This is a genomic window from Mycobacterium scrofulaceum, assembly GCF_001667885.1.
GTDB lineage: Bacteria > Actinomycetota > Actinomycetes > Mycobacteriales > Mycobacteriaceae > Mycobacterium > Mycobacterium scrofulaceum_C.
Map to the genome: position 1 here is coordinate 1 of NZ_LZJW01000182.1, position 14593 is coordinate 14593.

Here is a 14593-nt window from a genome sequence, read left to right on the forward strand (position 1 = left end):
ATGGCCGGATACGTTGTGCCGCAACGGCCGATAGTCGATGACGCAGAGATGGCCTCGTTCGCATCGGAGGTGCGCGCGGCGGCGGCGGCGACGCCGTCAGCGGCCGCCAGCGCCGCCTCGACCTCGGCCAGCTCCACGCGGAAACCGCGCACCTGGACCTGATGGTCGGAGCGTCCGACGAATTCCAGTTGGCCGTCCTCGGTCCAGCGGGCGAGATCGCCACTGCGGTACAGACGTGAACCCGGTTCGAGCGCAAAGGGATTGGCGATGAACCGGGTGGCGGTCAGTGCGGGCCGTTTCCAGTAGCCCCGCGCCAGTTGATCGCCGGCGTAATAGAGTTCGCCGACGACTCCGACCGGCACCGGCCGCAGGCCGTCGTCGAGCAGATAGGCACCCGCCCCGGGAACCGGCTTGCCCACCAGGGGATTCGGGGGCTCCAGCCGTCCGCGTGATACCGCGCCGGACGTTTCGGTGGAGCCGATGTTGTTCAGCAGCTCGATGTCCGCGCCGGCGCACACGGACACCAACCGCTGCAGCAGCGACGGGCTCACCGGCTCTCCGCCGCACACCAGCCTGGACAGTCCACGCACCGCGTCGGGCCGGCTGTCCAGCAGGGCGGAGACCAGGCTGGGCACCGCGGTCACCTGCGCGACCGCGTGCCGATTCATCAAGTCGCCGAGGGCTTCCGGGTCGCGGTGGTCGGCATCGTCGGCGAGGATCATCGTGGCCCCCGCCGCCAGGCCGGCCAGCATCTCCATGCCGCCCTCGAGGAACGTGATCGACGCCTGCGCCAGGCGGATGTCGTCGGTCCTCGGCGGGTAGTGCCGCAGCTGCCAGTCCAGCCGGGCCGCCATCGACCGATGGGTGCCCAGCGCGCCTTTCGGCTTGCCCGTGGATCCGGACGTGAAGACCAGGAACATCGGGTCGTCGGGGTGTGGCAGCGGCAGCTCCGGCCGGTCGCCGTCCCCGTTCTCGACGGCGGCGCGCACCCGAGGGTCATCGAGCGAAAGCACCTGGACACCGGCGACTTCGGGGACGCTGTCCGCCGCTTCGGCCGTGGCCAGCACGACGGGCGGTCGCACGTCGTCGAGCATGAACTGTTTGCGCGCCGGCGGATAGCCCGGATCGATGGGGAAGTAACCGCCGCCCGCCTTCATGATGGCCACCAGCGCCACCACCAGGTCGATGCTGCGCCGTGTCGACAACCCAACCAACGTTCCCGGTCGAACGCCGCGCGCCGCGAGCAGCGTCGCCAGGTTGTCCGAATGACGGTGCAGCGTCGGGTAATCGATCTGCTGATCACCGCAGTGCACCGCGATCCGGCCGGGGCCCCAGCCCCGGCTGGGCTCCAGCAATTCCGGAATGGTGCGTGGCCGGTCGTGCGGGGGCCGTTCGCCGCGGCTCCAGTGCTCCAGGCGGCGCCGCTCTGCGGCGTCGGTCAGCTGCACGTCTCGCAAACTCTGATCGACATTGTCGGCAAACTCGGTGATCACTCGGGTCAGCCATCCGGCCAACCGCTCGATCGTGGTCCTGCTGTACAGCTCGGTGCGGAAGATCAGATTGCCGTTGTATCCGACTCCGCCCGAGCCGTCGGTGCCGAAGAAGTTGACACTGAGGTCGGCGTGCGCCATGTCGAAGACGGGGTCCAGCGAGGTGCACACCGTGTCCTGCTCGCCGCCGTCGGGCGCTTGCTCGATCACCCGCGTCGCCGGCAGGTGGTCGCGGACGTGCACGACCACCTGGAACAGCGGGTTGCGCGACAGCGAACGCACCGGGCTGACGCTGTCGACCACGCGGTCGAACGGCAGGTCCTGATGGGCGTAGGCGGCCAGCGCCGTTTCCCGCGCCCGAGTCAGCAAGTCGCGCAGCGTCGGGTTGCCGGTCAGGTCGTTGCGCAGCACGAGGATGTTGACGAAAAACCCGATCAGTTGGTCCAATTCGGCCTCGGTGCGCCCGGCGACCGGGGTGCCCAGCGGGATGTCGAGCCCACCGCCCGCCTTGTGCAGCACCACGGCGACGGCGGTTTGCAGCAGCATGAATTCGGTGATGCCCAGCTCGCGAGACAGCTCGGCGAGCTTGGCGCGCGTGGCCGCGTCGATGCGGAAGTCGACGGATTCGCCCTCCCCGCTGGGCACCCGCGGCCGCGGGAAGTCGGGCCGCAGCCCGCTGTCCTCGGGCAGCCCGGCCAGCTGCCGGTTCCAGTACTCGCGCTGCTCGGCGGCGATGCGGGACTCGTGACCGCCCGCGTCGCCGAGGAACTCCCGCTGCCACGCCGCGTAGTCGGCGTACTGCACCCGCAGCGGCGCCCACGCCGGAACGTCCCCGGCTCGCCGCGCCCGGTACGCGGTCATCACGTCGGCGAACAGCACCCCGGCCGACCAGTGGTCGGAGGCGATGTGGTGGACCACCAGCGACAGCACGTGCTCGGCGGCGGCGGCGGCGGTGCGCAGCACCGCCACCCGAATCGGGAATTCGCGGTCCAGCTCGAAGCAATGCCGGCGCTCGGCATCCAGCTCCCGCTGCAGCCAGGCCTGATCGGGCCCGGTTGCGCGGCGTACGGAGACCTCACCCGCGGGCCCGACCACCTGGTAGGGCACGCCATCGGACTCCACGTAGGAGGTGCGCAGGATTTCGTGCCGGGCGACGACGTCGCCGATGGCGGCGACCAGGGCGTCGATGTCCCAGGGCCCAGTCAGTTTCGCGGCGAAGGGAATGTTGTTGACCCAGCTCGGCCCGTCAACGCGGTAGGCGAACCAGCTGCGCAGCTGGGAGGCCGACAGCGGCATGGGCCCGTCGTGGGCGGTCGTGATCAGCTTGGGCCGCGACTGCCGGACCTCGCCGGAAGTGAGCTGGTCAACCCGCTCGGCCAACAAGCCGACCGTCGCCAGTTCGAAGACGTCGCGGATGCCGACGTCCACGCCGCACTCGGAGCGGATCGCGGCGACCAGCTTCGTGGCCACCAGCGAGTGGCCGCCCAGGTCGAAGAACGAGTCGTCGACGCCCACCCGGTCGTGTCCGAGCAGCGCGGAAAACAGTGCGGCGATGCGGCGCTCGGTTCCCGTGTTCGGGTCCCGGTATTCGGCGGCGGCCGCGATCTGCGGTTGGGGCAGCGCGGTGCGGTCGATCTTGCCGTGCGCCGTGATCGGGATTTCGTCAAGCGCCACATAGGCGGCCGGCGTCATGTAGTCCGGTAGCGCCGCTGCCACCCGGGTGCGGATCCGCTCGATGTCAACGCTTTCCGGGTCGCCGCCCGGCGCGGGCGTGACGTACCCCACCAGGCTCTTGCCCAACCGCGGCAGGTCCATGGCCAGCACCACCGCTTGCCCCACGCTCGGGTCAACCGAGATGGCGGCCGCGATCTCGCCCAGCTCGATGCGGAAGCCGCGGATCTTGACCTGTTCGTCGGCGCGGCCCACGAACTCGATGTCGCCGTCGGCGTTGCGGCGGGCGAGGTCGCCCGAGCGATACAGCCGGCCCCCCGGGGCGAACGGGTCGGCGACGAACCGCTCGGCGGTCAGCCCGGGCCTGCGGTGATAGCCGTGCGCGACATGCGTTCCACCGATGTATATCTCGCCGATCACCCCGGGGGGCACCGGGCGCAGCGCGTTATCGAGCAGGTGGACCTGCGTGTTGATCTTCGGGCGGCCGATTGGCACCACCCGGGTGCCTTGGGCCCCTTCCACCGGGTAGCTGGTGCAGTTGACCACCGTTTCCGTGGGGCCGTAGAAGTTGTACAGCAGCGCATCGAAGGTGGCATGGAACTTGTCGGCGATCTCGCCCGGCAACGCCTCGCCGCCAATCGGCACGCGGCGCAGGGTGCGCCACCGGCTGACGCCGGGGAGCGAGAGGAACAGGCCGAGCAGCGACGGCACGAAATGCATCGAGGTGATGCCTTCGCGGCTCAGCAGATCCGTCAGGTACCCGATGTCGCGCAGCCCGTCCGGGCGCGGAATCACCAGCCTGGCGCCCATGATCAACGTGCCGAAGATTTCCCCCATGGACACGTCGAAGCTCGGCGACGCGACCTGCAACAGCCGGTCGGTCTCGTCGACGCGGTACTCGTCGCCGAACCAGACGAAATATTCGGCGATCGGCGCGTGGGGCACCGGCACGCCCTTGGGCAGCCCGGTGGAACCCGACGTGTAGATCAGGTAGGCGGTGTTGTCCGGGGACAGCGGCCTGATCAACTCGGCGGGCGCGGTCGCCGGGTACTCCGACAGCCCGGAAACGGGCTGGCGCAGCACGAGTTTGGCGTCGGCGTCGCCGAGGATGAAGCTCAGCCGGTCCTCGGGGTAGGTCGGATCCACCGGCAGGTAGACCGCGCCGGCCTTGAGCACGCCCAGCGCGGTGATGACCAGTTCGGGTGACTTGTCCAGCAACACCGCGACGCGGTCCTCCGTGCCGACGCCCCGCTCGATCAGCCAGTGCGCCAAGCGGTTCGACTCTTCGTCGATCTCCCGGTAGGTGTACTGGCGGCCCTCGTACACGACGGCGATCGCGGCGGGTGACAGCGCCGCTCGGCGGGTGACCAACGCCGGCAAGGTGGTGGCCGGGGTGTCGAAGTTCTCGCCGGTCGATGCCCGGCGTAGCCACTCGGCGTCGTCGGTGCCGATCAGCGCGCATGCCGACAGCGCGGTGTCGGGGTTCGCCAGCGCGTCGTCCAACAACACGGCGTAGTGCCGCAGCAGCTGGTCCACCAGCTGCCGATCCAGCACCTCGACCAGGTACTCGGCTTCGACCAACCCGCCCCCCGAGCGGTCCAGCTCGACCATGAAACTCAGTGGCAGCTGGTTGAAATGGCCACGCAGTTCCGCGCGCGTGCACCGCACCCCGGGCGGGCAGAAACCGGCGCCATCGGGCTCGCGCTGCCCGAAGCTCACCCGGGTCATCCGGTCGGCGCCGTGCCGGCGATCGGGGTTGGACTCACGGACGAGCCAGTCCAGGTCGGCGCGCGCATGGGCGAACGCGCCCACCGCGCGGTCCCGAGTTTCGGTCAGCAGCTCTCGAAAAGTCTGGTGGGGCCCCGGCCGCAGCCGGATCACCACGGTGTTGCCGTAGTACCCGATCAACGATTCGGTTCCGACGCCGCGGTTGAGGACCGGAGCGGCGATCAGGAAGTCGGTCGACTGGGTGTAGCGGTGCACCAGCGCGGCGAAGGCCGCCATCAGGACCATGTACGGGGTGGCACCGGTTTCCCGCGCCAGCGCCGCCGCCCGGTCGACGGTGGCCGCCGGCAACGGCATCGTGGCCCGCCCCGCACGCCAGGTGCTTGGCACGACCGATCCGTTGGGACCCGGAAGCTCAAGCGGCTCTGGCAGATTCGCCATCTGACGTCGCCAGTATTCGTAGTCCGCGGCGGGATTCGCGGCTTCGGCGGGCGGTGGGGCCGCGGGTGCGGGCTCGTCGCCGAAGCCGTCCGGATCGACATACGCGCGGGTCAGGTCGGCAAAAAACGGTGCCCACGAAGCGTCGTCCCAGGCGATGTGGTGGGCGGTGATCAACAGCATCAGCTCGTCGGCGGAAAGCCGCGCCACCGTGACCCGCAGGGGCGAATCCGCGGCAAGGTCGAAGGGCCGGCGGAAGTCGCGCTGCGCCAGCACGTCCAGCCGTAACTGCCGGGCCTGATCGGTCAGCCCCGACAGGTCATGCTCGGCCCACTCGGGGCGCAGTTCCTCGCGGATGACCGGATGCGGGTCGCCGTCGGCGCCCGTGTCATACGTCGTGTGCAGCACCGCATGCCGCGCGGCCACAGCGTCGACCGCGCGCCGCAGGCGTTCGGTGTCGACCGTGCCGGTGACGCGGTAGGAGACGCAGACGTTGAGGAGCGCGCTGTCCGGGTCCATCGACTGCACGAACCACATCCGGTGCTGTCCGACGGACATGCGCGGCTCGTCGTGGGTGGCCACCGGCGCTTCCGCGGCCGGCCTGGCCAGGCCGCGTTCGGCGATCTTGCGGCGCAGCAGTTCCAGGCGCTCGTCGTCGAGCCGTGCGTCGGCTCGGGTGGTTTCCGTCACGCGGGCAGTCCAACCTTTCTGGCTTCGCGAGCGTCGGGTGGTGCGCCTTCCGGCGGCTCGCCCGAGCCGGCGCGCAATGCGTCGACCAATTCGGTGAGGGTGATCCCGCCCAGCATGCGGGCGACGGGAACGGAGCGTCCGACCGTGCGGCGCAGCCGCTTACGCAGATCGAGTGCGAGCAGCGAGTCCACCCCGAGGTCGATGAGCGGCGCGCTCGGGTCGATCGAGACGGAGTCACTCAGGTGTAGCGTCGCGGCGAGTTCGCCGCGCACCACGTCGGCCAACGGCCTGGTCGCGGAGTCGCCCGCTCCCCCGCCGGTCTGGGCCGCGCTGAACGGCATTGGCATTCCCTGGCTTTCGAAGAACACCGCGAGCCGGTCGAAGTCCGCGTCGAAGATCAGCGGATCGCCGTCATAGCGGTGCAGGCCCGCCTCGATCGCCGCCTCGGGAACCATCGCGGTCAGGCCGGATCGTTCGGTGCGGGCGATCTCCTCGGCCCCCACCACGCCGGCGGCCTGCCAGAGTCCCCATCGGATCGCCACGCAGTCCTGGCCCCGGGCGCGCAGCTGAGCGACCAACACGTCCAGCATCCGGTTGGAGGCGGCGTAGGCGGCGTGGTGGTACCCGCCCCAGACCCCGAACACCGACGAACAGGCCAGGATTCGGCAGTCCGGCCGCAGCGGCCACATTTCGGCCAGCAGGGCCAGGCCACGCACCTTGGCGGCACACACCGCCGCCACGTCGGTGCCGGTGAGGTCGGTGCGGGAGCGCGTCTCGGCGATGCCGGCGGTATGGATTAGCAAGGACGCCGCCGCGCCGGCGTGCCGCACGGCTTCGGCCACGGCGGCCGGATCGGTGATGTCGCAGCGCAAGGCGCGGACATCGGTGTCGTGTCCTGCGGTGAGCCGGCGCAGTGCGGTTTGGTCGAGGCCGTTGCGGCTCAGCAGCGTGACCGTTCGCGCCCCGCGCTCGATGCAGTACCGCGCATAGCGCAGGCCGATAGCGCCGCTGCCGCCGGTGATCACCACGTGGTCCAGGGTCGCGGCGTCCAGCGGCCGATGGACCGCCGAATCGCGGCAGTCCCGGAAGGTTCGGACGTACCGTCGCGGCACTTCATCCCCGCGCACTGCCACCTCGGCCGCCTCGCCGAGCAACACGTCGATGACGGTGTGCGCGGCCCGCGCGTCGAGGTCCCGGCTCGACAGGTCGAGATGCCCGAAGGCCTGGTCGGCGAATTCGAAGCCGACGCTGCGGTGCATCGCGGCCAGCGCCGCCTGCGCCGGGGACGCCTCGACGTCGCCCGCATCGACGCTTTCCGCGCCCGCGGTGAGCAACCAGACGGCCCGGCAGCGCGGTCCGATCAGGGCGGCGTAATCGGGTAGGCCCGCGTCCGGCCGGCGGGCGATCTGCTCGATTGCCGCCACGGGATCCCGCTCGTCGAGCCCGGTGGCGACGACCGCGAGGATCTCCGCCTCCTGCGGTTCGACCACCCGGCAACCGCCTTGCGCGCCAACGGTATCGATCAGCCGCTGCGTCAACGCGCTACCCGCGCCGGTCACGTCGAAGAACCCGATGTCGGCGCCCGCCGCGTTCGACGGGGTCGCCCGCTGCCAGGTCTCGACCGCGACGGTGAGCGACGGGGCCCGCACCGTGTCGGTCAGTGGATCGGGCGCCGCCCATAGGTGCACCGCCCGCATGGGAGCGTTCGGGAACCCGCGCAGCGGCCGCCGGGCAGCGCCGGGAATGGTGTTCGCCCACTGGCACCCGGGATCGGCCGACGCCACGGTCACGATGTTCTTCGCCAGCACGTCGGTGACGGTCCCCTCGCGGTGACCCGAGCCGACCGCCACGCTGCTCTCTTCGATCAGGTCCGCGAGCGGGTACAGCAGCGAGGGGTGCGCGGACATCTCGATGAACGTGGTGGCCCCGAGTTGTCGGGCCGTGGCCACGGCCCGGTCGAAACGCACCGTGTTGCAGAGATTCTCATACCAGTACTCGGCGAATCCCACCCCGCTGCCGACCTCCCCACCGAAGGTCGAGCCGACGAATCTGACCGGGCTGTCCTGGAAGGCCGAACGGGGAACCAGCTCGGTCAACTGGGCGCGCAACGGCCGCAGCACGCTGGTGTGCCCGGGGTAGTCCACGGCCAGCTGGTGGGTGAACATCCCGCGTTGGCGGGCCAGCCGCACGGCGGCCGCCACGGCGTCGTGGTCTCCGGACACCACGGTCGACGCGGGGCCGTTGACCGCCGAGACTTCCAGCCAGCCCGTGGTTTCCCCGATCAGCGACTCGGCGTCGTCGACACCGGCGCCGAGCACCACCATGGCGTACTGACCCGCCAATTGGTCGACGATGCTGGCGCGGGCCCCGACCAGTGCGACCGTGTCGGGCAACGAAACCGTACCGGCTACGTACGCCGCCGCGACCTCGCCCAGGCTGTGACCGATGGTGATTGCGGGGAGCACACCGTGGAATCGCCATTCGTGCGCCAGGCTTACCGCGTGGGTGAATTGCGCCCCCTGGATTTCGGTCCGCGACCAGGTGCGGTCGAGCCCTCCGGTCAGGTAGGGCAGCGGCGAGGGCAGTCCCGCGGCGAGGAAGGCCTGCGCACAGCGGTCGGCCTCGGCCCGATACGCCGAAAGCTGTTGATACGCTTCGGCTCCCATCGATTGCCATTGGTTGCCCTGGCCGGGAAACACGAACGCGATGCACGGGGCGGCCCCGGCCGACGACCGGGTCACCAGGGGATGCTCTTCGCCGCGGGCCAGGGCGGACAGTCCACCGGTGAGCTCGGCGCGGTCGGCCGCCAGGACCACCGCGCGGTGCCGTCGCACGCGCCGCAGACGCAGCAGGCTCGACGCTATCGCCGCGATGTCCGCGTCAGTCCGATCCAGATAGTCCAGGATCGCTTGGGCGTCGTTGGCGATCAGCTCTGCGTCGTGCGCGGTGAGCAACACGGGTACGCGCCCGTCGGGCAGTGGCGAGGTGAGCATCACGCGACCTCGGGGAGGGAGACGATCACGTGCGCGTTGGTGCCGGCGATGCCGAACGCCGACGTCGCCGCGATCCGTTGGCCGCCGACCGCGGGCCACGGGGTCAGGGTCTTCGCCAGGCGCAAACCTTGGCTGTCCCAGTCGATTTCCCGGCTCGGGTTCGCCGCGTGCAGCGTCGGTGGGATGGCACCGTGTTCGGCCGCGACCACCACCTTGGCCAGCCCGAGTGCCCCGCTGGCGGCAAGCGAATGGCCCACGTTCGACTTCACCGAGCCGAGCAGCGCGCCACCACCGGGCGCCGTGTCGCCGTAGGTTTGCGCCAGCGACCGCAGTTCCGTGCGGTCACCGAGGCGGGTGCCGGTGCCGTGGCCCTCGACCATGCCGACCTCGTCCGGCCGAATCCCGGCCTGTGTCATGGCACGCCGGAACAGGCGGAGCTGGGCGTCACCGCTGGGCGCGCTGAGCCCGGCGCTGCGGCCGTCCTGGTTGACGGCCGTGGCGCGGACCTCGGCCACCACCTCGTGGCCGGCGCGCAGTGCGGCCGATCTGCGTTGCAGCACAAACATCGCCGCACCTTCGGCCCACACCGTACCGCTGGCCTGCGCGCTGTAGGGGCGGCAGTGGCCGTCGTCGGAAAGCGCGTGCTGCTTGGAGAATTCCACGAAGAACCCCGGCGAACCCAGCACGTTCACCCCGCCGGCCAACGCCAGGTCACAGTCGCCGTTCTGGACCGATCGCACCGCGACATGGAACGCGGCCAGGGCGGAAGCGCACGACGAGTCCACGGTCAGCGCCGGCCCGGCCAGCCCCAGCGTGTAGGCGACCCGGCCGGAGATCACGCTGAGCGCGGTCCCGGCGAGCAGGTGGCCGCTGTGCTGGGAGAAGCTGGCCATCTGCGGCCCGTACCCGGTGGCCGAGGCGCCGACGAAGCAGCCCACGTCGTGGCCGGCCAGGTCGTCGGGATTGATTCCGCTGTTCTCCAGCGCGCGCCAGGAGACGCGGAGCACGACGCGTTGCTGGGGGTCCATGGCGACGGCCTCCCGCGGCGAGATGCCGAAGAACTCGGGGTCGAAGGTTGTTGCCCCCGAAAGGAATCCGCCGCGATCATGGATTTCCTTGAAGCCGCTGCGCCGCGAGCCGGCGAGCAGCTCGCTTACCTGCCAACCGCGGTCGGTGGGGAACGGACCGAGCGCCTCGCGGCCCGCCGACAACAACTCCCAGTACTTCTCCGCGGTGTCGATGCCGCCGGGCGCTTCGAGCGCCATGCCGACGATCACGACGGGGTCGGCGGCCCCGTCGCACCGGTTGTCAGACATCGGCGTTCACCCGTTCGGCCACGGCGTCGATGTGTTCGTTGAGGTAGAAGTGGCCGCCGTCGTACAAGAACAGCTCGAAGTCGCCCGCGGTGTGGTTCTCCCACAGCCGCAGCGCGGCCGGGTCAACGCGGTGGTCGTCGCGCGCCGCCAACACCCGGATGCCGGCGCGGATGCGCACGCCGGGGGCGCACTCGTAGCGATTGATCGCTTGGTAGTCGGCGCGCACCGCCGTGGTCAACAACTCCGCGAATTCTTCGTCGGCGAGCAGTTCGGGGTCGGTGCCGCCGAGATCGGCGATGTCGGCGAGCAACTCGTCGTCGGTGGTGGGGAGTTCGGGCATCGCGGCAACCGCGGACGGCGCGGGACCGGCCGAGACCCACAGGCGCCGCACGGCGGTGTCGTGGGCTTCGGCGATCCTGGCGAACTCGAACGCCACGACGGCACCCATGCTGTGGCCGAACAGCCGAAGCGGCGCGACGCGACTCCACGGGCCCGCGTCGAACAGGCCCTGGGCGAGGTCGTGCACCGTATCGGGGGCCGGGTGATCCAGCCGGTCCGCGCGCTGCGGGTATTGCACGATGTAGGTGTCGCCGCCCGAAGCCAGGGCGGCCGCGACCGAGCGGTAGCTCGCGGCGGCGGCCCCGGCGTGCGGAAACACCAGGGTCGCGTGGGCGGGCCCGCTCCCGTTTCTACCGGGCACCCGCTTGATCCAGGATGCGAACTCCGTCGGCATGCTCAGCACATGGTCGGATGTCATTGCGTCGTCTCGGATTCCGCGGTGTGGCGACTGGCCGACAACACCGTGTCGGTATCCAGCCGGATGACCTCGAGGTACAGCTCGGCGACCTGCCCCAGCCGCGCGTCACCCCCCTCGCGTTCGGTGAGCAGATTGGCAAGCGCCGCTACGGTTTTGGTGGCGAAGATGTCGGCGACCATCACATTCGGGGTGTCCAGCCAGGTGCGAATGCGACCCACGGCCTGGGTGGCGAGCACCGAATCGCCGCCAAGCGCGAAGAAGTCGTCGTCACGACCCACCCGGTCGGTGCCGAGCAGGTCGCCGAGCAGCGTGGCGAGGGCGGATTCCAGCGGTGTCGCCGGGGCGCGGTAGCCGGGTTGCCCGGCCGCCGACATCGCGGCACCCAGGTCGCGCGCGACGGCACGGCGGTCGATCTTGCCCGCGTTGGTGAACGGGATCCGCTCCACCAGCGCCCAGTGGCGCGGAATCATGTGTGCGGGAACCAGTTCGGCCATCAGGCCCGTCAACCGTTCGGCGGTCAGTTCGGCACCGCCGGGGCTTTCGGGGCACACGGCGGCGGCCAGAACGTCTGATCCACCGGGACCCGGGAGCAGGGCGGCCACCGCTATGCCCACCCCGGGCAGTCGGCGCAAGGCGGCCTCGATCTCACCGAGTTCGACGCGGTATCCGCTGATCTTGACCCGGTGATCGGCGCGGCCGACGAACTCGAGTGTGCCGTCGGGCCAATACCTGGCCAGATCACCGGTGCGGTACCACCTGCGTCCCGCGTGCTCGACGAAGCGCTCGGCGGTGAGATCGGGCCGCCCGCGATAGCCCCGCGCGACGCCGCGCCCGGACACCCACAGTTCGCCGGCGACCCAGTCGGGGCAGTCGTCGCCCGCCTCGTCGACGACGCGGCAGGCGTTGTTGGTCAGCGGCACACCATAGGGCAGAGCGGTCCAGTCGGCCGGCAGTGCGTCCGGGTCGGCCACCTCGAAAATGGTGTTATGGACCGGCGTTTCGGTCGCGCCGCCCAGGCCGGCGAACCGGAGGTTGGGTGCCTCGGCCCGCAGCCGGCGGGCCAACTCCGGGCGCACCCAGTCACCGCCGGTGGGAATCACCCGCACGGAGGACAGCCGGCCGCGGCCGACTTCGATCAGCATCTCCAGCCACCCCGGCATGAAGTGCAGAACGGTGACCTGGTGGGTGTCGATGAGCCGGGCCCAGGCGTCGGGGTCGCGGCGCTGCGCTTCGTCGACCACCACGATCGACCCACCCGTTCCCAAGGTTACGAAGATGTCCATCACCGAGATGTCGCCCTCGAGCGTCGATAGGGCCAGGCATCGGTCCGCGGGACCGATGTCGAAGTGGCGGGCGATGAACTCGACGGTGTTCATCGCGGCGTCGTGCGTCACCTCGACACCCTTGGGCTCCCCGGTCGAACCCGAGGTGAACAGCACGTAGGCCAATTCTGCGGGATCGACTCTGGCGGGACGGGTCTCAGCGGCAACGGGCGCGTCGCGCAGCACGTCGGCGAGGCAGAGTTCGGGCACCGGCAGCCCCAGCCGCCGCCCACCGCACACCACGGCCAGGCGCACGTCGCCGGTCTGCAGGATGCGCTCGGCGCGGTCGCGCGGCTGGTCGACGCCGATCGGCAGGTAAACCGCGCCGACGGCCAGGATGCCCAGCAGGGCGGGTACCTGCTCGGCGGTCTTGGGGCCCATCACGGCGACCGTGTCGCCGGCGCCAACACCCGCCGTGCGCAAGGAGTCGGCCACCGCCAGCGCCTGATCGCGCAGCCGCGCGTAGCTGAGGTCCCCCGAACTGGCGAATACCGCGGGCGCGTCGGGCCGTTGCTCGGCTTGCCGAAAGAACCCCTCGTGCAACGCTTCTCCGCTGGGCACGGCGGTGCGGCCGTTGACCGCGTCACGCACCGCGCGCTGCGCGCCCGGTAGCGGCGGCGGCCCAACCCGATCCCAGCTGTCGTCGGCGGAGGCCAGCCCGAGCAATTCGTCGATGTGGTAGGCGAACATGGCGTCGATGACTCCGGGGGCGAAAACCCCGTCGCGGACATCCCAATTCACCAGCACGCCGCCATCGAACTCGGTGACCTGGGCGTCGAGCAGCACCTGCGGACCCTGGGAGATGATCCACGCGGGGGTGCCGAATTGGGCGGTGACGTCGCGACCGAACAACTCGCCGAGTCCCAGCGCGCTGGTGAACACGACCGGCGCGAGCACCTGCGTGCCGCGATGGCGGCCGAGGTCCCGCAGCACCGACAGCCCGGGATAGGCGGAGTGGGCGGCGGCGGACCGCATCGCGTCCTGCACTGCCCGTGCCCTAGCCACCGGGGCGCGCGCGCCGGTGAGGTCGACGTCCAGCAGCAGAGACGACGTGAAATCGCCGACCAGCGCGTCGACATCGGGATGCAGCGGCTGGCGGCCGAACAGGGGCACGTTCAGGAGGAAGCGTGAGGTGGTCGACCAGCGCGCCAGGGCGTTGGCGAAGGAGGCGGCCAGCGTCATCGCGGGGGTGACCCCGCGGGCCTGGGCGCGGGAGAACAGGGCGTCACGGGTTTCCGGGTCCAGCCAGTGCCAGACCCGGGTACTCCTGCGCGAGCCACGGTCACCGGTGGTGGGAAGCGCCGGCGGGTCCGGGAGTAGCGGAATGCGCTGTGCCCACCACTCACGGGCACTGTCGCGGGCCGGTTGCGGCCGCGCCTCTTCCGCCTCGATCGCATGGCGGTACTGCCGGTAGGTGTAGCTCAAGGCGGGCAGCTTATGGCCGGCATACAGGGCGGCCAGGTCGGCCATGAGCGTGCGATAGCTCATCGCGTCGGCGGCCTGCATGTCCAGATCGACATGCAGCCGCGAGCGTTCCGCGGGCAGCCGCGTCAGGGCGAGCTCGAACACCGCGCCGTCGAGCTGCTGGTGCGATTTGGCGTCGCGGATGGCGGCCAGGCGCTGCTCGACCCCGTCGGCGTCCATGTGGCGCAGGTCCTCGATCGTGACCGGGAATTCCCTCTCGGTTGCCGCGATGCGCTGGGTGCCGTCGGGCAGGAACTCGACCCGCAGCATCGGGTGGCGCCGGGCCAGCTCCGTGGCGGCCACGCGCAGCCGCGCGGGATCGACCGACGTGCCGTCGAATTCGACGTAGAGATGTCCGGCCACCCCACCCAGCTGCTGGTTGTCCTCGCGGCCAATCCACATCGCGTGCTGCATCGGGGCCAGTGGGAAGGGCTCGCCCGCAACCGGGTCCGCCTCGATGGAAGCCTCGCGGTTCGCCGGGTCGGCGGACGGCCCGGCGGTCACCAGTTCGGCCCAGGCCTCGACCGTAGGAGTTTCGGCCAGCGTGGCGAAATCGACGGCGACCCCCTGACGGCGCCAGCGGCCCGCCAGGGTCATCATCCGAATGGAGTCCAGGCCCTGGCCGATGAGGTTGGTGCTTGGGTGAACGTCGTCGACGCCGACGCCGAGCAGTTCGGCCACCTCTGCCCGGACGTCGTCTGCCGAGCGCGCCGAGGCACGCACCACG

At 70.7% G+C, this 14593-nt stretch carries 4 protein-coding genes and 1 pseudogene; all 5 read right to left on the minus strand.

The window, feature by feature from the left end:
• Window positions 1-6014, minus strand: a 6014-nt coding sequence (locus tag A5681_RS25865; protein WP_156738167.1) for a non-ribosomal peptide synthetase, incomplete at its 3' end; no start/stop codon positions are given.
• Window positions 6015-6018: 4 nt separating this feature from the next.
• Window positions 6019-9007, minus strand: a pseudogene (mbtD, locus tag A5681_RS25870) (mycobactin polyketide synthase MbtD); the annotation flags it as partial.
• Window positions 9007-10323, minus strand: a complete 1317-nt coding sequence (locus tag A5681_RS25875) for a polyketide synthase (RefSeq protein WP_067282866.1) — start codon at window positions 10321-10323, stop codon at window positions 9007-9009. The gene A5681_RS25875 and the pseudogene mbtD, both read right to left, overlap by 1 nt.
• Window positions 10316-11056, minus strand: coding sequence for a thioesterase II family protein (locus A5681_RS25880; protein ID WP_419866359.1), 741 nt, complete (start codon window positions 11054-11056; stop codon window positions 10316-10318). The genes A5681_RS25875 and A5681_RS25880 overlap by 8 nt, the downstream gene beginning before the upstream one ends.
• Before the next feature lie 20 nt (window positions 11057-11076).
• Window positions 11077-14592 (minus strand): non-ribosomal peptide synthetase, encoded by a 3516-nt coding sequence (locus tag A5681_RS25885; protein WP_067282873.1) that lies wholly within the window; start codon window positions 14590-14592, stop codon window positions 11077-11079.
• Between the last annotated feature and the right edge of the window lies 1 nt (window position 14593).